Here is a 23,503-nt window from a genome sequence, read left to right as displayed (position 1 = left end):
GCGTTAATATAGTAACTAACCTCAGTTCAGGCTAACTAGTTTTACGTGATTTTAAGAAAATCTACAATACTTGCAAAGGTGCGTTCAAATTCAACGTAGCTATGATCGCCACCAAATTCTATCAATTGCTTGCATTGCGAATAATATTTTACTGCGTGTTGAAAGTTCAACACTTCATCGCCTGTTTGCTGTAATAAGTACAGTAACTCAGGGTATGCTAATTTATCTACAGCGAGTAATTTAAGTGCCTCAATATGACTGTTATTTAAATCGTAATGATAATCTTGATACGGATTATAATTAGGTCCAAGTAACGACTGTAATAAATTATAGGGTGCGACCGCGGGATTAATAACCACTGCAGGAATTTGATAACGCTGCGATAAATACGTGGCAAAAAAACCACCTAACGAGCTACCTAATAAAACGGTATTTGGCGTTAGTAATTGTTCAAGCTCAATTATAGCTTGTAGGGGCTCGTGGTTTAAGTTCGGTACACAATAATCAACGTCATAGTTTGCCATAAGCTCACCAAAGCGCACAGCTTTATATGATTTTTGTGAACTATTAAAGCCATGAATATAAATTACGCGTTTAGCCATACTACTTCCGTTTTTACTTCTACTTTATCTTTTTTACTCTTTATATTTAGCGTTCTGTAAGCTGGCCCCGCATTTTTTTGCTCCCACTGTGAAGTGTGCTTTACAAACTGTATTGAGCTGGCCGGGGTCGCATATATGGGCAGCCCTCTAAAACTTTGTTCGTAATCATTGTGCACATGCCCATGAAAAAGCGCAGATACATTATTACTATTAACTAAGATATTTAAAAGCTGTGGGCCATTTTCTAATAAGTGTTTATCAAGGTAGCCGTTTATTGGCAGCGGATTATGATGACAAAATATAACTTTACTATTATTCGAGTTGACTAAAGCGTCCGTTACTTCATCTAAATGCGTGCCAGTAACCCATCCTGCGGGCGTGGGCCCTTTAGAATTAATAAGAAGTAGCTCAATCCCATTAGCAATAATATGTTTAGCCGAATTTATTTGCCCACCACTTATGCGATTAAGCATTGCTAGTTCATCATGATTACCTGGCACCCAAAATACAGGACAAGTAATGTCACTGGCATTTATAAGTTCACTAAATAATAAGTACGATTCAAAACTATGATCTTGTGTTAAATCGCCACCAAAAATAATGCAGTCTATTGATTGTTTTGCTATGTGTGCCAAGGCTTGTTCAAAATGATCTGCGGTATTTACAGTAAAGTACTCACCGCTTTTGTCTGCAAATAAATGGCTGTCAGTAATATGCGCAATGCACAAAGATGATTTATCAAATGTATATGTATCATCAAACCAAGCCATTATTTACATCCCAATTTAATGTTGCTTGCCCGTGCTCTACACAGGCCACTAACCAGTCGTATAAAAATGCATTAAGTTGATACTTTTCATCTTTTTGATGCATTTTAGGGTTAGGGTATCCATAAGAAGGTTTTATGCGTTGATGATAATCGTGATGAACAATTTCAGCCACTTTGGCATCGTGATACATGCGTACCGTTAAATACAGTGGCGTAATCCCTTTAACCATTCCTGTTAGCTGCTTAATTGAAATATCCATAGTGTATTTTGCGCTGCCATCAATTTTTGTAGCAAACTCACTGTTGCCAAGTTTAACTTCACGAATGCTTCCTATATTGCGCTCGCTCGGTAACAACTTTAATAGTCGCACATAGTTATGCTCACAAAGTGTTAAATACTTTGGGAGGCTCTGAATATATCGCTTTGTTGCTAATTGTGCTGTCAAAGTACCACCATAATATTAGTAAGAGTTTATGCCCATTTACTTGCCATTTTTTCGCGATTTAGCGCAAGCCACTGCATACAAATAACCGTTGCCGCATTATCCATTTCACCGTTATTGAGGCGCATTAGCGCATCATCAACCGATAAAATATGAGTTTTTATATCCTCGCCTTCAGTTTCAAGACCATATACACCTGATTTCACTTGGCTTAAGTCAGTACGCGCTAAATACAAATGCAAGCGCTCAGTTGTACCACCAGGACTTGATAAATATGAAAGCATAAACTCAAGCTCAGTTAGCTCAAGCCCTGCCTCTTCATACGCTTCCTTTTTAACAACTGATTCGTAATCCGTACTGCCGTCTGTCATTCCGGCTATACACTCTAGCAGCCAAGGCGAATGCTTGCTTTTAATAGCGCCAATACGTATTTGCTCAATTAAAAGAACAGTATCTGAAATTGGATCGTAAGGGAGTACTGCAATTGCATCGCCACGTTCTAATATTTCTCGGCTAATTACTTTAGATTTTCCACCCGCAAAAAGAGCATGTTCAAATTGGTATAAATCAACCTGAAAAAAACCTTTATAAAGGTTTTTTATTGGCTTTAAATTCACATCTTTATGTGTAAATTGAACGAGCTTTTTATCAACCACGTACCTACCTCCTACTTATCTAAAGCTTTAAAATGCGTTAATATATTCTGTTACACTTGAACATACTGTTTTACTAATTATTTTTTTTGTTATGGAGTAAAACAGGTTAACATGCTTTTAGTACAAAAATTGTCTAAGGACCGAACCCCACATGAAAAAGAACATTCTTGCGGCGCTAGTTAGTTTATCATGCGCACTAGGTGCAACAGCAGTGAAAGCTGAAGATTTACTACAAGTTTTTGAAATAGCGACAGCTAACGATCCTACTGTTTTAAAAGCAAAAGCCCAAGCCGATGCGCAGTCTTACCAAAGCGATTTGGCGATGAGTGCACTATTACCTCAAATTGGTTTAACTATGGGTTATACAAAAAGCGATGCAACGTCGTACCAAAGCGTTGGCGACTTATCTAACCAAGTAAAAGTTGAAAGTGATACAGACCAATTCTCTCGCGGTGTAAGCTTAAGCCAAACATTATTTGATTTAGGTGCCTGGAATACGTTAGATATTGCCGACAAGCAAGCGCTTCAAGCAAGCGGCCTATACGATGCAGCTAAACAAAACTTAATTGTACGCGTTGCTGAGGGTTATTTTAACGTATTAAGTGCAAGCGATAACCTAGAATTTGTTGAAGCTGAAAAACGTGCAATTGAACGTCAACTTGAGCAAACAAAACAACGTTATGCAGTTGGCCTAACAGCTATTACGGACGTACACGAAGCGCAAGCTCAGTTTGATAACTCTGTAGCTCAAGAAATTATTGCAGGTAATGCTGTAGAAACAGCACGCGAGCAACTTCGTGAGATTACAGGTAAATACCACGAAAAATTAGATTTTTTAAATACAGATACTTTCTCAACAACTAAACCAACTAAGCGCTCAAGCGACTTTGTTAAAATAGCTGAAGATAAAAATATAAACCTGCAAGTGTCTAAAGTAACGGTTGATATTGCAAAAGATCAAATTGAATTAGCAAAAGCGGGTCATTACCCAAAACTAACCCTAAGTGCTAGTTACGGCGATTCTCTTACAGACAATCAAATAAATGGCGCTAACTTTGATGATCAGCCACGTTCAGACTCAAGCTCTGTAGGGCTTAACTTTAGCGTACCTTTATATTCAGGTGGTGCTACAGTTGCTGCAACAAATCAGGCCCGTGCATTTTACGTAGGTGCTAGCCAAGACTATGAAACAAATTATCGTGCAGTAACTCGCACAGTGATTACATCTTATAACCAAGTTGTTTCAGACATTGCTACTTACAAAGCGCTAGAGCAAGCTGTTGTTTCAGCTCAAAGTGCGCTTAAAGCAACTGAAGCCGGTTTTGAAGTAGGTACGCGTACCATTGTTGACGTACTAGTAAGTACGCAAAACTTATACGATGCAAAGCGTAACCTTGCAGATGTACGTTACCGCTATGTGTTATCTACCCTTCGCTTAAAACAAGCTGCGGGAACACTAACAAGTGAAGATTTAGTGGCTATAAATCAAGGTTTAAAAGCCGCTTAAATTTCATTACTCGCATAGTATGAACACATTAAAAGCCAGCTAAATGCTGGCTTTTTGTATTTTACAGCGCTTAGCGTTAAACTATCGTTTTTATTCTCAGAGAGATTTTTGTGGTCACTTCTTCTCCTTTTAAAGCATCTTTTTTAGGCCCTCGATACTGGTTAACGTGGGTTGGCGTTTTATTTTTATATTTGATCTCTTGGTTGCCACAAAAACTACAGTTGGCGATGGGTAAACAACTTGGCCGCTTAGTTCATAAGTTTATGAAACGCCGTCGCCATATTGCAGAAGTTAACATTAAATTATGTTTTCCTGATATGAGCGCAGCAGATCAAAAAGATCTTGTACTCAAAAATATGGAAAATACCGGCATTGCTATGGTTGAGACTGGTATGGCCTGGTGGTGGCCGCAGTGGCGAGTTGAAAGTGTATATGGTTCAATCAAAGGTCTAGAGCACTTTGAGCGTGTACAAGCCTCTGGTAAAGGTATTTTATTACTTGTACCCCATATCTTGCATCTTGAAATGGCTAGTCGTGTGATGGGATTGAAATGCCAAGGCTTAGGCTTTTATCGTCCTCACAACAACGCACTAATGGAATACTTTACAACTAATGGCCGTCTTCGTTCTAACGAATACTTAATTGGCCGAAAAGATGTAAAAGGTTTGCTTAAATCATTAAAAAATAAAAAAGTATGCTATTACTTACCCGATCAAGATTACGGCCGTAACCGCTGTGAATTTGTGCCATTTTACGCTGTTCCCGACACTGCAACTACAACAGGTACTCTTATGTTTGCTGGCAGTAAAAACTGCGAAACTATGAGCTTAATCTCTCGCCGTGACGAAAATGGTAAGTACCATTTAGAGGTAGTACCTGAGCTTGAAAACTTCCCCAGTGGTGATGATAAAGCTGATGTAATACGCGTTAATCAACGTGTAGAGCTATGTATAAATGCTGCACCAGAGCAATACATGTGGCTACACCGTCGTTTTAAAACTCGACCTGATAAAAATACCCCTTCTTTTTATAAAAAGTAATGGTATAACAATAATAGGAACAAACAAGGTGGGGAATAATAATGTGGTTTTGGATTAGACATTTATCATTTGCAGTTGTGTTAATAGCACTCGCCGTATACTTTCTGTTGGGTGATGGTTCTGTATTCGATATAAAAAAGTCTAAAAATGCAGCCGCCGAAGGATTGTCACGATTTTACTCTTCTATTCGTAACCAAGTAAAAAGTAATAAAGAACGAGATAAATTTGTTTTAAAGCTTAAAACACCAGAACAAACCTTAGATAGAGTATTGGCTGAACGTGCGCGAACAGTTGATCCTATGCCAACAAGTTGGACTGGAAAAGTTGAACCGAGGCGCTTTGAAAATGGCACAACACTTAAAAACGTACTCAATAAATACGCAAAAAATGAAGGTATTGAGCTTTACTGGTATTTAAGTAAAGACTACGTAGTTAAAGATCATTTTAGAGTAGACAGTAACTTTACTTCTGCACTTTATCAAATTGGCCGCGCTATAAATGATGACTTTGAGTATGAGGTTTATACTTACTTTTGCCATAAGCAAAGAGCGGCTGTTATTACCGAGTTACCCTCAGAATTTGTACGTACAAACTGTTTAAAACTAAACGTTTAACTATTTAAATGTTTATATACACAAAAACCCAAGCAAGCACTTGGGTTTTTTAGTTCAGTTCAGTTCAGTTCAGTTCAAAAATACTATTCCAAATATTCGTTACGTTAGTAATATCTTGTAAAAAAGCTTCTCGCGAGATCAATTTGCCTTTTTGATCCAAGCTCAGCACGTGATAACACGAGCGATAATCAATATACGCTTTGATCAACTGCTGTTTTTGCTCTTTAGTAATACAGCCTATATTTGCTGCATCCGTTAATATTCTTACGTTATCTGAATAAACGGTAAGCTGCTCAAACTCATTCGCGTGTTTAAGTACTAAATATTGCGTAATAAACTCAATATCAGCCATACCACCAATATCTTGTTTTAAGTCAAATTGCTCAGTATTCCCCTTCGCCAAGTGGTCGCGCATTTTTTCGCGCATTTTTATTACATCGGCTTTTAACACGGTATCATCGCGCTGTTGGCAAAGAATACTTTTACGAATTTGTGAAAAACGCTCTATAAGATCGTCTTGGCCCAAAATTAACCGAGCCCGCACAAGTGCTTGATGTTCCCACGTCCATGCTTGAGTTTGCTGATAGTGATTAAAGCTCTCTAAATTGATAGCAAGTAAACCTGATGCACCTTCAGGGCGTAATCGCGTATCAAGCTCATACAAAATACCCGATGCAGTACGAGTATTAAATAAATGCATTAAGCGCTGAGCGAGTTTTAAATAAAACTGGCGAGAATCTATCGGTTTTTCACCATTGGTTTGGCTTGAGCCATCATGATTATGCACAAACACCAAATCTAAATCTGAATCGTACCCTACTTCTAAGCCGCCTGTTTTACCATATGCAATAACAGCAAAACCTTTGTTTTCATCATCAGTGCCAGGGGGCATACCAAAACGCTTAACGGTGTTATGCCATGCAATATTAACAGCTTGATCAACAATCGCTTCAGCCAATACGGTTAAGTGATCGCTTACTTTCATTACATCAAGAACACCGGTTGCATCAGCAGCAGCAATTCGTAATTGATGCGTTTGCTTAAATTGCCTAAGCGACTCCATTTGCAGTTCTAAATCGTCATGCTCTATTCGTAAAAAATACTGTCTTATTTCATCTTTATAAGCGGTTAATGGTGTCGGTTTATAAAGAACAGCCGGGTCTATTAGCTCATCCAGCAATATAGGGTAGCGAGAAATATGCTCGCCTATCCATTTGCTATGACAACACAGTAAAACAAGTTGCTTTAATGCACCTTGGTTTTCGTACAGCAATTCTAAATAAGCAGTACGTGAAATTATCTTATTAAAAATTTGGCAAACCATTGTAAAAGCAGCTGCGCTGGCATTAAAGTCATTTAACTGACTCAATAAAACAGGCATTAATTTATCAAGGGTTTCACGCCCTCGGTTACCTATATTTACCTTAGACAGCCTTAATTTAAAATCGTTAAGGGGTGCTTGCCATTCATCTCTAGCCTCTTTTAGAAAGCTCACGTCGCCATGATCCCAAGCACTAATAAATGCACCTTCACAGGTATCTAGTGGCGCGGTTTCTTCACCAATAACGAGTGCAAACTCGCCGTTAACTTGCTTCATTACCTTTTCAATAGTGATTAAAGTGGCAGAAAAATCAGCTTGTTCTAATAATAAATTTAAGCGCTGCTGGTTCAATTCATCATCGGGGAGTGTTTGCGTTTGCTGATCATCAAATATTTGTAAGTACTGTTCAACTTTTCGCAAATAAAGGTAATTGCGTTTAAGCTCGCTCGCTTCTTGCTCATCTATAACTTGGTTAAGTGCCAGCTCATTTAATGCTTTAAGTAATGATTGAGTTTGTAAATTAGCCTCTCGCCCACCTCGTACCATTTGTAGGGCTTGCACTATAAATTCAACTTCACGAATACCACCAGCGCCTAGTTTTATATTATTAGTTAAGCGTTTACGGCGAACCTCTTGTGCAATCATTAACTTCATTTTACGCAAAGATTCAATCACCGAAAAATCAATATACCGGCGATAAACAAACGGCTTTAAAAGCTTAATAAATTCATCCCAATATTTATTAGGCGTGCCAATTAAGCGTCCCTTTAACATTGCGTAGCGTTCCCAGTCGCGACCTTGTTCTTGGTAGTAATCTTCAATGGCATTAAAGCTCATAACCAAAGGGCCACTTTCGCCAAACGGGCGTAGGCGCATATCAACCCTAAATACCTGCCCGTCACCGGTGGCTTGGTTAAGTGATGCAATGAGTTTTTGTGCAACTTTGGTATAAAATACTTGGGCCTCAAGGCTTCTGCGGCCACCTTGGGTTTTTGTACTGCGCGGATATGCAAAAATGAGATCAATATCAGAGGAGTAATTTAGCTCTTGTCCGCCAAGTTTTCCCATACCCAACACCATTAACGGCATTGCTTGGTTTTGCTCATCAAGCGGCTCACCATTTACTTTTGCCACCTGTGCATGCGCCCATTGGTTAGCACTATTTATTAGCATGTCAGCCAGTTGACTTATGTAATTAATACTATCGGCAATGGGATTGTTACAGCATAAATCTAAAAAGGCGACTTTGAGCCAGTACTTTTCACGATATTGGCGAAGTACTTTATGGCACTGCACTTCATCAATGTCAGCTAAGTTAAGGTTTTTAAAAGGAGAATCTATTACTCTATTATGTATTTCGTCTTTGCATAATAGCCAAGTATTTAAATCAGGTTGTGATTCTAAACTGCGCCAAGCAAAGTCGCTTAATGCTAATAACCTTACAACTTCACTTTGTTTACTTTGCTGCGGGTATAACTGTTCAAAGCGCATCAAGCCAAGTTTTTGTAATTGAATAGGAAGTTGCTTTACGTTACTCATCAATCCTCTCTTTTATATCATCAATAACCGTACTAGAATGATTAAAACCTAGAAAGGTTAACTTAATTAGGATCACCATGTCATATTTGTCTTTATCTAACACTAGTTTTATTGCGATTGCCATTAGTTTTGCGGTTATTTGCATAACTATTTTTTGTTTACGAGTTGTCACTCAAATCAAAGCAAAACAAGCGCTTAAAGATGAGCTAGCACAACACGACAACTTTGCCATGGGTATTAGTTTTGCATCTGAAATATCAGTTGTTATAGCCACTATGGCTTTCTTATTTGACGAAATAAGCATAAGTACCGCACAGTCAAACCCGTTAAAAGTGTTAATTATTATTATTCTTTTATTCACTTTTATAAAAGTGGGTCATTTAATTCACAGAAAATGGATACTTCACAGGTTTAACGAAGAAGCTGCCATACTAAAACAAAATGTATGTGCTGCATTGGTAGATTCAGGCATGTTAATCGCTAACTGTATTATCGCACTTGGCTTGTACACGTGGACGCACACACAGGGATTTAGCAACTTACTTATTGCTTGTGTTAGCTTTTTTGCACTGCAAGGAATGTTTGCACTGGATAGTAAAATACGAGAACACCGTTTTGCAAAAGCAAATCAAGGAGCTTCGCTACAAAGTAACTTTAACCTAGAAAATACATCTATTGGTATAAGGTATGCTGGCAAATCAATCGGTTTAGCATTGGCTGTGTATGCTGGTTTATCTAGCGCAGCATTTCAAAATGGTAAAATGGTAGAAAACATATTTACACTCGTTATGCATTGCGGTGTAATGTGGATACTACTTTACAGCTTAACGTATGTGATAAAAGTTATCTCTTTACCAAATATTGATACGGCTCTTGAAATAGACCATCAAGATAATATTGGGGTAGCATGTATAGAGTTTGCTGTTTTTTGTGCTATAGGCTATTTACTTATTAGCATGTTTTCTCTTTAGACCTTTTTACTAAAATACAGCCATTAAAAGTCTGCATTTAAGTAATAATGGTAATTACTTAAATGCAACAAGGTCCTAGCTCTATGCCACTTGAAATAACGAATTACTTGTTAATTGACATAGACAACGAATTTAGCCGAGCATTTGCCGAATACTATGTAAATAATAATGGTAAAACAAAAGCGAGTACGCTTATTGCAGCAGGCAGTAATACCCGCCAGTTAGTAAAAATGATGTTTGACGAACTTATTAAAGACTATAGTTATTGCGACCTTGAAAACGAAATAAGCGTTTCTGAATTAATTAACTATCTAAAAGAGCATCACGATTTACGCGGAGTCCTTTTTAATAGTACCGATTACTTACTAGCAAGCGATAAACAACGCTTTATTTATAACTCGTTACATGAAGAGCGCTTTTTAATAAGCTTTGATGATACAGGCTATACACTAAGCCTAGTTACTGACGAGACGTTAACAGAACCTTCGCAAAATCATCACGATATAGCGCACACACCACAAGATTTAATAGACCTTGCAGAGCAACTTAATAAAAATAAATAATTGCGCACAGCTCCCAGCTTACTTACCATAGCAGTATATATTTTTACGCTAAGTAATAAGTGACGCCCTATGCGAGTTCCTCATATTTATCAAACATCGAGTATTGCCCTAAACACCCCTGTAACTTTAGATGACGATGCTGCAGGGCATATTGGCAGAGTGCTGCGCATGAAAGTAGGCGAGCATGTATCTATTTTTAATGGCGAAGGCGGCGAATACCTTAGTGAAATAATTGAGGTAACAAAAAAAACAGTCGTCGTAATGCCGTTAGAGCTTAATCCTCATGATGTAGAATCCCCGCTTAAAATTCATTTAGGCCAGTGTGTATCCCGTGGTGATAAAATGGATTTTACAATTCAAAAGTCAGTTGAACTGGGCATTACCGAAATCACCCCTATTTTTAGTCAGCGCTGTGGCGTGAAACTAATGGGCGATCGTCTTGAGAAAAAACACCAACAATGGCAAAAAATTGCAATAGCAGCGGCAGAGCAATCTGGGCGTAATTTTGTGCCAATTATTCATCCCCCTGTAGATTTAAAACAATGGCTTGCACAACAAACCAATGCAATTAAGCTCACTCTTCACCCTCGTGCTGAGCACAGCATTAAAACCATTACGGTACCTAAAGATGGCGTACGCTTTTTAGTCGGCCCAGAAGGCGGCTTTACCGACGATGAAATGGCACTAACTAAACAACTAGACTTTGTGGATATTCGCTTAGGCCCGCGCGTTTTACGAACGGAAACAGCCGCTTTAACGGTCTTAAGTGCATTACAACTTCAATTTGGCGATTTAGCTAATTGAAATAACTAAAAGCACCCTCATATAAACAGTAACATTTATAGTAAGGCACAGCGCATGGCAATTAAGTTAGGTATTATTTCAGATCCTATTAGTGGATTTAACATCAAAAAAGACACCGGTTTTGCAATGATGATGCAAGCGCAAGAACGCGGCTACGAAATTTATTATATGGAGATGGATGATTTATCTCTTCGTAAAGGTAAGTCGTACGCTACAGCGTCTAAAGCGCAAGTGTTTAATAATGCAGAAAAATGGTACGAGCTTGAAGAAAAAGCCACTATAGCCCTTGCCGACCTTGATGTTATTTTAATGCGAAAAGATCCTCCTTTTGATACCGAATACATTTACGCAACGTATATTTTAGAGCGTGCAGAGCAAGAAGGTACGTTAATAATTAACAAGCCACAAAGCCTTCGCGATGCTAACGAAAAGCTATTTACAGCATGGTTTAGCGAACATACGCCAGACACACTTGTTACACGTAGCCAAAAACAAATTCGTGAGTTTTTAGCCGAGCATAAAGACATTATTTTAAAACCCCTTGATGGCATGGGTGGCGCATCTATTTTCCGCCTTAGAGAAGACGATGCCAACATTGGTGTAATTTGTGAAACGCTAACCGAGCACGGCAGCCGCTTTGCTATGGTGCAAAATTACATCCCAGAGATCAAACAAGGCGACAAGCGCGTATTGGTTATTGATGGTGAGGTTATTCCGTATTGTTTAGCGCGAATTCCACAAAATGGTGAAACACGCGGTAATTTAGCTGTTGGCGGTCGAGGCGAAGCCCGTCCACTTAGCGAGTCAGATTTAAAAATAGCGCAAGCGGTTGCACCAACGCTTAAAGAAAAAGGCTTAATATTTGTAGGTTTAGATATTATTGGCGATAAATTAACTGAAATTAACGTAACTGCACCAACGTGCGTGCGCGAAATTGAAGCTGCTTATGATATTTCTATTACAGGTATTTTGTTTGATGCCATTGAAAGAAAGCTAGATAAATAAGTATCTACCTATCGTTATTAAAAGCACTTTCGTGTCATAAATTTTAATATAGTTGTTAACTATTAATTTTTAAACTGTATGAAAGTGCTTTTTTAGTTTTAAAAACAAAGGTATGTGCCATACTCAAAGTTCATTAACTAAAAAGGGTGAAATCTATGCAGTCATTAGAAAATCATTTTTTAATTGCGATGCCGTCGATGCAAGACCCTTTTTTTAAACGTGCTGTTACCTATATTTGTGAGCACAATGAAGATGGGGCTATGGGCTTGGTAATAAACCAACCTATTGATGTTACTGTTGGCGAACTTTTAGATAAAATAGAAATTGATAACGACAAAACGCAAAACGCAGCAAAAGTAAGTGTGTTTGCAGGCGGACCCGTTAAAACTGACCGTGGTTTTGTTTTGCACTCTCCCCAATCAGGTTATTCAGCAAGCCAAAAACTCAGTAGCGATATTATGATCACTACCTCAAAAGACGTTTTAGCAAGCTTAACTACCGCACAAGCACCTGAACAATTTATTATTACATTGGGTTATTCAGGATGGGAGCAAGGACAACTCGAACAAGAGTTACTTGATAACAGTTGGTTGATCATAGAAGCCGATCCGAAGATCATTTTTGATACCCCCGTTGAAAAACGATGGGAAAAAGCAGTTTCAATGTTGGGCTTTGATATTAGCCAACTCAGCCCTGAAGCTGGTCACGCATAATAGTAATTTAACCCTTAGCAAACTTAAACAAGATACACATGACAAAAAAATCGCTTAAGCCGCAAGGCGAACGCACTGTAATGGGCTTTGACTTTGGCACCAAAAGTATTGGTATTGCTATTGGGCAAGAGCTAACAGGCAGCGCGTCTAGCCTTAAGGCTGTAAAAGCACAAGATGGCATTCCTAACTGGGACCATATTGCAGTACAAGTAACCGAATGGCAGCCTGACTTAATGGTTGTTGGCTTACCACTAAATATGGATGGAACGTCACAAGAGGTTACCTTTAAAGCAAAAAAGTTTGCCAACAGATTACATAATCATTATGGCATTCCGGTGCAAACACAAGACGAGCGTTTAACGACTGCGGATGCTAAAGCGCGACTTTTTGAAAGTGGTGGCTATAAAAACTTAGGCAAAGGTAATGTAGATAATATGTCTGCGGTTATTATTTTAGAAAGTTTTTTTGAGTCTAATTACGGTGAATAAACTGGCTATATAAACAACCCGTTATATAAATAAAAAGCGCCAATTGGCGCTTTTTTTATATTAAGTATTTATATTTATTACTTTTTAAATTATTGTTCGTTATTTTTATCGTCAAGGCCATCAATAGTAACGCCTTGTAAAAAGCCCGCACCTTGCTGCTCGTTATTGCGCAGTTTAATCATTAAACGTAAATCATTTGGCGAATCAGCATGATGCAGTGCATCAGCGTAATTAATTCGCTGCTGTCTATACAGCTCAAATAATGCTTGGTCAAAGGTTTGCATGCCCATTTCTTTCGATTTAGCCATTGCCTCTTTAATACCACCAATATCACCGTTTTTAATCAGTTCAGCAACCATTGGTGAGTTAAGCAATATTTCAATAGCTGCAACACGGCTTTCACCATCAGCAGTCGGTACTAATTGCTGGGCCACAATTGCACGTAAGTTAAGTGCTAAATCGTACTTAAGCTTATCGTGTTTTTCTTTTGGAACTAAATGCATAATACGGTCAATCGCTTGGTTAGCATTATTAGCATGCAGTGTTGCAACACATAAATGACCTGTTTCGGCAAAGCTTAGTGCGTATTCCATAGTTTCTTGAGAGCGAATTTCACCAATCAAAATTACATCGGGAGCTTGGCGTAATGAGCTTTTAAGTGCTGACTCAAAGCTTTCGGTATCAAGCCCTACTTCGCGTTGAGTAATAATACTTTTACGATGCTCATGAACAAATTCAATCGGATCTTCAATAGTCAGTATATGACCACGTTGATGTCGGTTACGGTAACCAATAAGTGCGGCTAGCGAGGTTGATTTACCCGTGCCAGTACCACCGACGAACAAAACAAGGCCACGCTTAGACATAATTACATCGGTAAGAATAGAAGGAAGACCTAGCTCACTCACATCAGGTATTTGCGTAACAATGCGGCGAATAACCATACCTGCTTTATCGCGTTGCCAAAAAGCAGAAATACGAAAACGCCCTTCGTCGGTGGCAATCGCAAAGTTACATTCTTTCGTTGTATGAAACTCTGCTTTTTGCTTTTCGCTCATTGCAGATTCTACTAACTCAAGCGATTGCTCATCAGTAAGCCTATCGTCACTTAGGGCTGTTAGCTCACCGTTTATTTTTGCGCTTACAGGTAGCTGACTCGATACAAATAAGTCAGAACCTTTTTTCTCAATCATGATGAGTAAAAAGTCGTTTAAAGATAAAGCCATAATAGTTTCTTACCCGCCAAATTGTGTTTTGTCTTGTGCTTTTTCTTTCGCTGCCGCATTTGTAACAATGCCGTGATTAACTAAATTAGTTAAACATTGATCCATTGTTTGCATGCCCACAGACGCACCGGTTTGAATAGACGAGTACATTTGTGCAATTTTATCTTCACGAATTAAGTTACGAATAGCAGGTACTGCAATCATAATTTCGTGTGCTGCAACTCGCCCGCCACCAATCTTTTTAAGCAGTGTTTGCGAGATAACAGCACGCAAAGATTCAGATAACATTGAACGTACCATTGATTTTTCTTCACCTGGGAATACATCGATAATACGGTCAATGGTTTTTGGTGCAGATGTTGTATGCAACGTGCCAAACACTAAGTGACCCGTTTCAGCAGCGGTCATTGCAAGACGAATTGTTTCTAAATCACGTAACTCACCCACAAGTATTACATCTGGATCTTCACGCAATGCACTACGTAGCGCGTTTGAAAAGCTATGAGTATCGCGATGTACCTCACGTTGATTAATAAGGCTTAATTTATTATCGTGAACAAACTCGATTGGATCTTCTATTGTTAGAATATGGTGATGTTTATTTTGATTTATATAATCGACCATAGCGGCAAGTGTTGTCGATTTACCAGAGCCCGTTGGGCCTGTCACTAACACGAGTCCACGTGGGGTATCGGAGATTGTTTTAAAAATATCTGGCGCACCTAAATCATCAAGCGTTAACACTTCACTTGGTATGGTACGAAATACCGCAGCAGGCCCGCGATTAGAGTTAAACGCATTCACACGAAAACGTGCTAAATTAGGCACTTCAAACGAAAAATCCACTTCGAGATTTTGTTCATAGTCCTTGCGTTGATTATCGTTCATAATATCGTAAACAAGACTGTTTACGTCTTTGTCTGCAAGGGCTGGTATATTAATGCGGCGAACATCACCGTCTACGCGTATCATAGGTGAAACACCCGACGATAAATGTAAATCGGATGCTTTGTGTTGCACACTAAACGCTAATAATTCGGTAATATCCATTTATGACTCCACAACTAACTGATAAATATATGGTTACAATAGCAGAACGACTCACATCCGCCTACGCTAGAATTGCAGACGCGGCAAAAATTGCACAACGAAACACTAACGAAGTCACTCTACTGGCAGTGTCTAAAACTAAACCAAGCGAAGATGTTATTGCAGCTTATGAGCATGGTCAGCGCGAATTTGGTGAATCTTATGTTCAAGAGGCTATAGATAAAATAGCTCAACTACAGTCATATAGCGACATCATTTGGCATTTCATTGGCCCTATTCAATCTAATAAAAGTGCTTTAGTGGCTGCCAACTTTGATTGGGTGCAAAGTGTTGATCGCATAAAAATAGCGAAACGATTAGATTCCCAGCGCCCAGACGATAAACAGCCTCTTAATATACTTATTCAAGTAAATATAAGTAATGAGGAAGCGAAGTCGGGCTGCCGCCCAGATGAAATAGATGAACTTGCCGATTTTATTAACCAATGTGAGCACTTAACACTTCGAGGTTTAATGGCGATTCCCGCTAAAAGCAACGATCTGGATACGCAAATTCAATCTTTTGAGCAATTACAAACTTGCTTTGATAAACTAAAGACCCAATATCCTCAAGTAGATACTTTGTCGATGGGTATGAGTAACGATGTTGAAGCTGCCATTAGTGCAGGCTCAACCATGGTAAGGATCGGCACAGACATTTTTGGAACACGAACTTAAAAGGTGATAACAGATTTATGTCAGATAAAAAAATCGCATTTATAGGCACAGGTAATATGAGCTACGCCATTATTGGTGGCATGGTAAAAAACGGTTTTAACGCAAGTAACATTATTGCGACTAACCGCAACCAAGAAAAGCTTGAAAAGGTAGCCTTTGATTTCAAGGTGCAAACCACCAGTGACAATAACGAAGCCCTGCGCGATGCTGATGTAATTGTTTTGTCTGTTAAACCACAAATGATGGGCGATTTATGTAAATCGTTTCAAGAGTCGGGCGTAGATTTTAGCGATAAACTGTTTATTTCTGTTGCTGCGGGCTTAACTGTAAAACGTTTACGTGAAATGCTAGGTCAAGACGTTAAAATGGTACGTTGTATGCCAAACACGCCATCTTTATTAGGCCGTGGTGTATCAGGTTTATATGGCGCGGGCGAAACACAAAGCGAACACGAGTTTGTACAACAAGTTTTTGAATGCACGGGCATTGTTGTATGGGTCGAAAAAGAATCACAAATTAACGATATTATTGCTGTGACCGGCTCATCACCTGCTTACTTTTTCTTATTTATGGAAGCCATAGAAGAAAAAGCCAAAGCGCTGGGCTTTAATGATGAAGACGCTCGTCGTTTAGTACAACAAACAGCCCTTGGCGCCGCCGAAATGGCACTTAGCCAGCCTGATATTAGTATTTCGCAACTACGTTCAAACGTAACATCTAAAGGCGGTACTACTCACGCAGCTGTTGAGCACTTAAAAGATGAAGGCTTAACTAAAACCGTTGGCGATGCAATGGATGCGTGTATTGCGCGTGCAGAGCAAATGGAAAAAGAACTTTAAAACCACTTTTTATTGAAGGTTACACTATGAATGCCATGCAATTTTTAATCAATACCCTGTTTGATTTGTTTTTAATGGTGGTATTACTGCGCTTTTGGCTGCAGTGGGCAAAAGCCGACTTTTATAATCCAATGAGCCAGTTTGTGGTTAAAGCCACTTCGTTTGCGGTAAAACCACTGCGTAAAATCATTCCGGGATTTGGCGGACTTGATTTAGCATCTCTGTTGTTGGCATTTATAGTGGCTGTAGCCAAAATTAGTACTTTAATGCTTGTTATATATAATGCGTGGGCAATACAGCCTGTAATTATACAAGCACTTATAACGGTACTAAAAGAAGGCCTTAACTTAGTTTTTTGGGTACTTATTATTCGCGCTATTTTAAGTTGGGTTAGCCAAGGCTATAACCCTATAGAAGCGGTTTTCCATCAGCTTACTGAACCTATGCTAAAACCAATTCGTAAAATATTGCCATCAATGGGCGGACTAGACCTATCTGTTTTAGTACTTATTATTGGTATTCAATTTTTGCAAATGCTGCTTATGGATTTTTTAGTCTAATATGGATTTTTTAATTAGAGGCCCAAAGGCCTCTTTTTTATATGTTTTGAGGAATACATAATGAACCGTTTAATTAAGTTTTGTTTTATTGCTTGTTTAGCATTTGCATTTAACGCGCAAAGCGAAGAAATGCAAGGCGCACAATATAAAGAGCTTGGCCCTTGGCAAGTGCATTACATCGCCTTTCCTTCTACTTTTATTCAGCCAAAAATAGCAAAAGCGTATGGCCTTGAGCGAAGCGGATACAAAGGCATTGTAAATATTTCTATATTAAAAAATGATGCCGAAAATACAGCCCAAACAGCAAAGCTTACTGGCACAGCTAGAAACCTACTTGGCAATAAACAAACGCTTACTTTTAAAGAAGTAAAAGAAGGTGATTCAATTTATTACCTTGCCCAAGTTGATTATACCAACGAAGAGATTTTACGCTTTGAGATTGAAATACAACAAAGTAATCAATTTCAAAAATTACAGTTTCAGCAAAAATTTTACGTAGATTAATAACATGACCAAAACTTTAGTACTTGCTACAGGTAACCCTGGCAAAGTAAATGAGCTAGCTAACATGCTAAGCCCTCTGAATATTAATGTAGTTCCACAGAGCGATTTTAACGTAGGTGAAGTTGCCGAAACCGGCACTACCTTTGTTGAAAATGCCATTATTAAAGCGCGTCATGCCGCTAAAATTACTGGCATGCCTGCTATTGCCGATGACTCAGGTTTAGAAGTTGATGGCCTAAATGGCGCACCCGGTGTTTACTCTGCCCGTTTTGCAGGCCCAGGTGCCAGCGATCAAGATAACATTGATAAGTTACTCGTAGACTTGGGTAATAACCCTATCCGTAGTGCTCGTTTTTGGTGTGTACTGGTATTAATGCGCCACGCAGATGACCCTACCCCCCTTATTTGCAGTGCAAGCTGGGAAGGCGAAATTACGCTCACTCAAAATGGCAACGGTGGCTTTGGTTACGACCCTGTATTTTTTGTACCAGAGAAAAATTGTACCAGTGCTGAGCTTACAAAAGAGCAAAAAAATGCAGTGAGTCATCGCGGACAAGCGCTACAAAAACTATTGCTAGAGCTACAGCAAAAAGGCGGCCTGTGAACCTTCCACCACTGAGCTTATATGTGCACGTGCCTTGGTGCGTGCAAAAATGCCCGTACTGCGATTTTAATAGCCACGGACAAAAAGGTGAAATACCTGAAGCTGAATATATTCAGCATCTAATTGATGATTTAAAAGCAGATTTGCACTTAGTGCAAGGACGTAAAATTCACAGTATCTTTATTGGTGGCGGTACTCCGAGCTTATTAACTGGTGCGGCTTATACTCGTTTATTAAATGAAGTCGACAACCTAATTGGTCTTGAAGAACACTGCGAAATTACCCTTGAAGCCAACCCTGGTACAGTAGAAACAGGTCGCTTTAAAGATTACGTAAAAGCAGGCATTAACCGTATTTCTATCGGTGTGCAAAGCATGCAAAACGACAAGTTAAAAGCACTTGGTCGGATTCATGGCAGCGACGAGGCTAATTATGCTGCGCAACAAGCTAAGGAAGCTGGTTTAAATAGCTTTAACCTTGATTTAATGCATGGCTTACCAGGGCAAACACTTGATGATGCACTGAGTGATTTAAAACAAATAATAGCGCTCGATCCACCGCATATATCTTGGTATCAACTAACTATTGAACCCAATACTCAGTTTGCTTCAAAACCACCTACCTTGCCACAAGACGAAATACTGTGGGACATTCAAGAGCAAGGGGTCGAGTTACTTGCGCAAGCAGGTTACGTGCAATACGAAATATCGGGCTATGCAAAACCAGGCTATCAGTGCCAACATAACTTGAATTATTGGCGTTTTGGCGATTATCTCGGTATTGGTTGCGGCGCGCATGGTAAGGTTACTGATGCAAATACAGGGCTTATTACGCGTACTGAAAAGGTTAAACACCCACGCGGCTATATGGATTTAATTAAACCGTATATGTATAAAAGCTGGCATGTAGAGCAAGACGATTTAGCGTTTGAATTTTTTATGAATCGCTTTCGCCTTGTTGAGCCTTGCCCAATTAATGATTTTAATAAACTTACAACACTGCCACTGCAAAGTCAGCAAAGTGCATTAAACCAAGCAATTAATAAAGGTTTATTGACTCAAACAGACAGCCATTGGCAGGTAAGCTTAAAAGGTCATCGCTTTTTAAATGACCTGCTAGAATTATTTGTGTAGCGCCCAGCGCTACACAAAAAATAAATATAAAACACCCTAATGGGTTTCTAACAACAAAAGGGAAAACAATGCGTAAACTTACTTTTATTGCGGCCGCAGTAAGCGTTGCACTACTTGCTGGTTGCCAGCAAACAACACAACAAGCGACTTCGGCTCCTATTGCACAAGCAGTTCAATCACAACAAAGTGAAATAGACAAAGCCAATGCATTTTTTGAAGATACATTTAACCGCGACGTAATGAGCAGTCCTGTATATCAAACATACATGGGTATTAAGCAAGATTACGATAAGTGGGATGATGGCAGCGAAGAAAGACAGCTTAAAGATTTAGCGCAAACAAAAGCTGACCTAGTTGCACTAAAAGCAATCAGCCGTGATTTATTAGATGATGCAACAAAAGTTAGCTACGACTTAAAAAAACAAGATCTTGAAAGCTCAATTGCTGACTTTAAATGGCGCTACCATAATTACCCTGTGAACCAAATGTTTGGTACGCATTCTATGATCCCTGCATTTTTAATTAATCAGCACTCAATTAGTAATGTAAAAGAAGCTAAAGACTACATTTCTCGTTTAAATGGTGTAACTGGTGTTATTGATCAGCTTATCGTTGATTTAACTGTACGTGCAGAAAAAGGCATCATTGCCCCTAAATTTGTATTCCCGCATGTTATTGATTCAAGCAAAAACATTATTCACGGTGCACCGTTTGAAAAAGGCGATGATTCTACATTGCTTGCTGACTTTAAACGTAAAGTAAAAGCGCTTGAAATTAGCCAAGACGAAAAAGACTCGTTAATCAGCGATGCATCAGATGCATTAAAATCGGCTGTTAAACCATCTTACTCTAAACTAATTAATTACCTTGCACAGCTTGAAAAACGCGCAGATGATCGCGATGGCGCATGGAAATTACCTGATGGCGAAGCGTTTTATAACAACGCACTTAAGCGCACAACTACAACAGATTTAACTGCTAAAGAAATTCATGCAATTGGTCTATCTGAAGTGACACGTATTCATGATGAAATGCGTGAGATTAAAGACAAAGTTGGCTTTAAAGGCGACTTAAAAGCGTTTATGCAGTTTATGAAAACTGACAAGCAATTTTACTACCCTAATGATGCACAAGGTAAACAACGCTACCTTGATGAAGCCACTGGGCTTATTAATACAATGAAAACGCGTTTAGATGAGTTATTCATTGTTAAACCAAAAGCAGGTTTAAAAGTAAAAGCGGTTGAAGCATTCCGTGAAAAAGCAGCAGGTAAAGCATTTTACCAACAGCCAGCTCCTGATGGTTCACGCCCAGGTGTTTACTACGCTAACCTTTACGATATGGAAGCAATGCCAACGTATCAAATGGAAGCGCTGGCATACCACGAAGGTATTCCGGGACACCACATGCAAATAGCTATTTCGCAAGAACTAGAAGGTATTCCTAAGTTCCGTAAGTTTGGTGGCTACACAGCGTATATTGAAGGCTGGGGTTTATACTCAGAGTTCATTCCTAAAGAAATGGGCATGTACTCAGACCCTTACTCAGATTTTGGTCGTCTTTCAATGGAATTATGGCGCGCATGTCGCTTAGTTGTTGATACGGGTATTCACGCAATGAAGTGGACTCGCCAAGAAGGTATTGATTACTACGTAAATAACACGCCTAATGCAACATCTGACGGTGTTAAAATGGTTGAGCGTCACATTGTAATGCCTTCACAAGCAACGGCTTATAAAGTGGGTATGCTTAAGATTTTAGAGCTTCGTGAAGAAGCTAAAAAGCAACTTGGTGATAAATTTGATATTCGCCAGTTCCACGACGTAGTGCTTAAAAATGGTCCTGTACCACTTAATGTACTAGAAAACTTTGTTAATGAATGGGTAGCAAGCAAAAAGGCTTAAAACCAATTTAAATATGAAAGGTCGCATTTGCGGCCTTTTTTGTTTTATAGTAGCAAAAAAGATTTTGGAAATAATAATGGATTTAAGCATACAACTACTTAATGCGCGTATTTCAAAGCAGCAGTTAAATGAGCTCGATAACGACTTTAGGCAGTTAAGCCCTGCTCAGCAAACTTTGCAGCTTAACCATTTATATGACAGCGCCCAACGGTTGAGTGTTAAGTATGACTTTATGCAAAACATAGCAATCCGTATATTAAGTACTAATACAGCACCTTCTCTATTTATTAACCAACTCACTAATATTGACGCATTGAGCTTTTTCACCCCAGCGCTGAGAGTAAATAAAGGCTTTTTAGTACAAGATACTCAAGGAAATAATGTACTGCACAATGTGTTTAAGCATGCCGATGCTACAAAGCTGCCATTTAACTATGTACGCTCTTTAATGTTGTTTGAATCAAATGATGACTTAGTTAAAGCGTTGGCGCAGCCCAACTCTCACGGATTAACACCAGTTGCCTGCTACATTGCCTATGCAAATAAATCGAGCACACCGGTAAAGCATGAATTCTCAGCTTTGTTAGCATTAATGGAAATAGAGCAAAAACAAAATCCTAACGCAAAACAGCAGCTTGCCAACGTACTAAAAGGGCAAAAAGTTAACGAGACAACAATTTTACTGAGCGCCGCTTACTTGCAACGCTCAACGGCGCAAGTTGCTCACTTAATCAAGGCGCTTTAATTCACTCACAACTTCTCTACGCACACTGTCTATGGCATGTGTAATAGATTGCGCAGCACTTTGCTGATCAACCATATTTGGCCAATTTGTTTGCCAGACCTTTTGTAAGTCTTTTGTTTTTAAATGTACTTTATCAACGGCTAAGTAGCTTAAGTCATGAATTAAGTTAACTTTAACCCAGCCTTTTCTAGGGCTGCCATCTATTTTGTTATTATCGTAATGTGCCGCAAATACAATAAGCTCAAGCTCGGCTAGTTCTTGTAATATTTGAAAGCTAGCAATGCGTGTATTGTTGTTCTCTTCACTTGCCTCCATTCGCCATGCATTATAACTAAAGCCAATAAACGCAAACACCACGCTCGCTATAGCAGTAAAAAAATACGAACGGGGCGCCAGTACAAACTGACCATATTTAGACTCTGACATATTATTTCCTAGTCATTTAAATAATATTCAACACTGGTTACCACTCTTATATTTTTTATTTGCGGTGTGTTTGAATCTCGATTACTGATACTAAATTGTCCCTGGCGAGCGGTTTTTATTTTGCCTAATTTTGAATTAGAGTCTTTAGCAAATTTATTAGCGACTTCACGCGCTTTTTCAGTTGCTTCTTGAACCATAGCAGGCTTTACATTATTGAGGCCTGTAAAAATGTATTCAACTTTTGTTTCGTAGCTGTCCTGCACTATTGCGATATCTTGTTTAGCAAGCTGGCTCACTTTGCTCAGTGCATTTTGTACTTTATCTGGCGCATCAGAATAAACAATAATATTTGAGCGCACTATGTATCTAAATTGCTGATTTTCATTACTGTATTCACGTGCTTGTTTATCAATAACTGACTGACTACCTATTGTTATTTCATCGTCGTCAAAACCATGGAGTTTTAAAAAAGCAGTTACCGCATCATTTTTTTTCTCAACTCGGCTGACTAATTTTTCAAGATTATTGTCGGCATCACTAAATTGCAGAGGCCAAATTACCGTGTCGGCAATAACCTCTCGCTCAGCTAATCCCTTAACCTGCACAGTACGCTCCATCTCTTTTACACTGAGAGCTGTGCTCTTTAAAATAAACCCTAAGCTAATTAAGCCTATACTTAAACAAATAGCCGCTATAACAATGTAAAAACCGGGGGTTTTATTCACAATAATCTCCTTGATTGATATCAATAATAAGCATCT

General features: G+C 38.9%; 26 protein-coding genes. 17 read left to right on the top strand and 9 right to left on the bottom strand.

The window, feature by feature from the left end:
• Positions 1–41 precede the first annotated feature (41 nt).
• Genes I6F42_RS07655 through I6F42_RS07640 form a run of 4 tightly spaced genes read right to left on the bottom strand, consistent with a single transcriptional unit; the run spans position 42 to position 2,470 of the window.
• On the bottom strand, positions 42–602 hold the full coding sequence (locus tag I6F42_RS07655; protein WP_007585377.1) for a YqiA/YcfP family alpha/beta fold hydrolase: 561 nt from the start codon (positions 600–602) through the stop codon (positions 42–44).
• Entirely contained in the window at positions 587–1,372 is a 786-nt protein-coding gene (locus tag I6F42_RS07650; RefSeq protein WP_007585379.1) for a metallophosphoesterase, read from the bottom strand. The genes I6F42_RS07655 and I6F42_RS07650 overlap by 16 nt, the downstream gene beginning before the upstream one ends.
• Positions 1,359–1,817 (bottom strand): DUF1249 domain-containing protein, encoded by a 459-nt coding sequence (locus I6F42_RS07645; protein ID WP_007585381.1) that lies wholly within the window; start codon positions 1,815–1,817, stop codon positions 1,359–1,361. The genes I6F42_RS07650 and I6F42_RS07645 overlap by 14 nt, the downstream gene beginning before the upstream one ends.
• A 26-nt stretch (positions 1,818–1,843) precedes the next feature.
• Positions 1,844–2,470, bottom strand: coding sequence for an NUDIX domain-containing protein (locus tag I6F42_RS07640; protein ID WP_010553288.1), 627 nt, complete (start codon positions 2,468–2,470; stop codon positions 1,844–1,846).
• Between the two features lie 151 nt (positions 2,471–2,621).
• On the opposite strand from I6F42_RS07640, the gene tolC reads away from it, so the two are divergent.
• The 3 genes from tolC to I6F42_RS07625 all read left to right on the top strand — a co-directional run bounded on the left by tolC (position 2,622) and on the right by I6F42_RS07625 (position 5,631).
• A complete protein-coding gene (tolC, locus tag I6F42_RS07635; protein WP_010553289.1) occupies positions 2,622–3,977 on the top strand; it encodes an outer membrane channel protein TolC in 1,356 nt (451 codons plus the stop codon).
• Positions 3,978–4,087: 110 nt separating this feature from the next.
• Positions 4,088–5,017: an LpxL/LpxP family Kdo(2)-lipid IV(A) lauroyl/palmitoleoyl acyltransferase gene (gene lpxL, locus I6F42_RS07630; RefSeq protein ID WP_010553290.1), complete on the top strand. Its 930-nt coding sequence runs from the start codon at positions 4,088–4,090 to the stop codon at positions 5,015–5,017.
• Between the two features lie 41 nt (positions 5,018–5,058).
• Entirely contained in the window at positions 5,059–5,631 is a 573-nt protein-coding gene (locus I6F42_RS07625) for a toxin co-regulated pilus biosynthesis Q family protein (RefSeq protein WP_169044302.1), read from the top strand.
• 64 nt (positions 5,632–5,695) lie between these two features.
• Here I6F42_RS07625 and glnE read toward each other — a convergent pair whose 3' ends face one another.
• A complete protein-coding gene (gene glnE / locus I6F42_RS07620; protein ID WP_197151669.1) occupies positions 5,696–8,491 on the bottom strand; it encodes a bifunctional [glutamate--ammonia ligase]-adenylyl-L-tyrosine phosphorylase/[glutamate--ammonia-ligase] adenylyltransferase in 2,796 nt (931 codons plus the stop codon).
• 77 nt (positions 8,492–8,568) lie between these two features.
• Between glnE and I6F42_RS07615 the strand changes: the two genes are divergently transcribed.
• The 6 genes from I6F42_RS07615 to ruvX all read left to right on the top strand — a co-directional run bounded on the left by I6F42_RS07615 (position 8,569) and on the right by ruvX (position 13,035).
• Entirely contained in the window at positions 8,569–9,462 is an 894-nt protein-coding gene (locus I6F42_RS07615) for a hypothetical protein (RefSeq protein WP_197151668.1), read from the top strand.
• 62 nt (positions 9,463–9,524) lie between these two features.
• Positions 9,525–10,025 (top strand): hypothetical protein, encoded by a 501-nt coding sequence (locus I6F42_RS07610; protein WP_197151666.1) that lies wholly within the window; start codon positions 9,525–9,527, stop codon positions 10,023–10,025.
• Between the two features lie 69 nt (positions 10,026–10,094).
• Positions 10,095–10,829 carry a 16S rRNA (uracil(1498)-N(3))-methyltransferase gene (gene rsmE, locus I6F42_RS07605; protein WP_197151664.1) on the top strand — a complete coding sequence of 245 codons (735 nt, stop codon included), beginning with the start codon at positions 10,095–10,097 and terminating at the stop codon, positions 10,827–10,829.
• Positions 10,830–10,883: 54 nt separating this feature from the next.
• Complete coding sequence (gshB, locus tag I6F42_RS07600) at positions 10,884–11,834, top strand: glutathione synthase (protein ID WP_007585399.1); 951 nt, start codon at positions 10,884–10,886, stop codon at positions 11,832–11,834.
• Between the two features lie 155 nt (positions 11,835–11,989).
• A complete protein-coding gene (locus I6F42_RS07595) occupies positions 11,990–12,547 on the top strand; it encodes a YqgE/AlgH family protein (protein ID WP_007585401.1) in 558 nt (185 codons plus the stop codon).
• Between the two features lie 38 nt (positions 12,548–12,585).
• Positions 12,586–13,035, top strand: a complete 450-nt coding sequence (ruvX, locus tag I6F42_RS07590; protein WP_007585404.1) for a Holliday junction resolvase RuvX — start codon at positions 12,586–12,588, stop codon at positions 13,033–13,035.
• Positions 13,036–13,124: 89 nt separating this feature from the next.
• Here ruvX and I6F42_RS07585 read toward each other — a convergent pair whose 3' ends face one another.
• Positions 13,125–14,261, bottom strand: a complete 1,137-nt coding sequence (locus I6F42_RS07585) for a PilT/PilU family type 4a pilus ATPase (RefSeq protein WP_197151663.1) — start codon at positions 14,259–14,261, stop codon at positions 13,125–13,127.
• A 9-nt stretch (positions 14,262–14,270) separates the two neighbouring features.
• The gene (locus I6F42_RS07580; RefSeq protein ID WP_007585408.1) at positions 14,271–15,311 is read right to left on the bottom strand and encodes a type IV pilus twitching motility protein PilT; all 1,041 of its coding nucleotides are present in this window, start codon (positions 15,309–15,311) and stop codon (positions 14,271–14,273) included.
• Between the two features lie 2 nt (positions 15,312–15,313).
• Between I6F42_RS07580 and I6F42_RS07575 the strand changes: the two genes are divergently transcribed.
• The 8 genes from I6F42_RS07575 (at position 15,314) to I6F42_RS07540 (ending at position 22,316) form a co-directional block, all read left to right on the top strand.
• A complete protein-coding gene (locus I6F42_RS07575; protein WP_197151662.1) occupies positions 15,314–16,027 on the top strand; it encodes a YggS family pyridoxal phosphate-dependent enzyme in 714 nt (237 codons plus the stop codon).
• 17 nt (positions 16,028–16,044) lie between these two features.
• Complete coding sequence (gene proC, locus I6F42_RS07570; protein ID WP_002962567.1) at positions 16,045–16,866, top strand: pyrroline-5-carboxylate reductase; 822 nt, start codon at positions 16,045–16,047, stop codon at positions 16,864–16,866.
• A gap of 26 nt (positions 16,867–16,892) precedes the next feature.
• Positions 16,893–17,426 (top strand): YggT family protein, encoded by a 534-nt coding sequence (locus tag I6F42_RS07565; RefSeq protein ID WP_197151661.1) that lies wholly within the window; start codon positions 16,893–16,895, stop codon positions 17,424–17,426.
• Positions 17,427–17,486: 60 nt separating this feature from the next.
• Complete coding sequence (locus I6F42_RS07560; protein ID WP_010553295.1) at positions 17,487–17,930, top strand: DUF4426 domain-containing protein; 444 nt, start codon at positions 17,487–17,489, stop codon at positions 17,928–17,930.
• Positions 17,931–17,934: 4 nt separating this feature from the next.
• Entirely contained in the window at positions 17,935–18,534 is a 600-nt protein-coding gene (locus tag I6F42_RS07555) for an XTP/dITP diphosphatase (protein WP_007585416.1), read from the top strand.
• A complete protein-coding gene (gene hemW, locus I6F42_RS07550; RefSeq protein WP_197151660.1) occupies positions 18,531–19,667 on the top strand; it encodes a radical SAM family heme chaperone HemW in 1,137 nt (378 codons plus the stop codon). Before I6F42_RS07555 ends, hemW begins: the two co-directional genes overlap by 4 nt.
• A 68-nt stretch (positions 19,668–19,735) precedes the next feature.
• Positions 19,736–21,571 carry a DUF885 family protein gene (locus I6F42_RS07545; RefSeq protein WP_197151659.1) on the top strand — a complete coding sequence of 612 codons (1,836 nt, stop codon included), beginning with the start codon at positions 19,736–19,738 and terminating at the stop codon, positions 21,569–21,571.
• A gap of 76 nt (positions 21,572–21,647) precedes the next feature.
• Complete coding sequence (locus I6F42_RS07540; protein ID WP_165725178.1) at positions 21,648–22,316, top strand: hypothetical protein; 669 nt, start codon at positions 21,648–21,650, stop codon at positions 22,314–22,316.
• Here the strand turns inward: I6F42_RS07540 and I6F42_RS07535 are convergent.
• Together I6F42_RS07535 and I6F42_RS07530 are read right to left on the bottom strand one after the other, a co-directional pair.
• Entirely contained in the window at positions 22,299–22,742 is a 444-nt protein-coding gene (locus I6F42_RS07535) for a hypothetical protein (RefSeq protein ID WP_197111658.1), read from the bottom strand. The two genes, I6F42_RS07540 and I6F42_RS07535, sit on opposite strands and share 18 nt — an antisense overlap.
• An 8-nt stretch (positions 22,743–22,750) precedes the next feature.
• Complete coding sequence (locus I6F42_RS07530) at positions 22,751–23,467, bottom strand: SIMPL domain-containing protein (protein WP_197151658.1); 717 nt, start codon at positions 23,465–23,467, stop codon at positions 22,751–22,753.
• Between the last annotated feature and the right edge of the window lie 36 nt (positions 23,468–23,503).

The sequence above is a fragment of the Pseudoalteromonas sp. SWYJZ12 genome, assembly GCF_015864395.1.
In the GTDB taxonomy this organism is placed as follows: Bacteria; Pseudomonadota; Gammaproteobacteria; order Enterobacterales; family Alteromonadaceae; genus Pseudoalteromonas; species Pseudoalteromonas arctica.
Note: the sequence above shows the minus strand (reverse complement) of the source record. Positions and strands in the feature narration are given on the sequence as shown.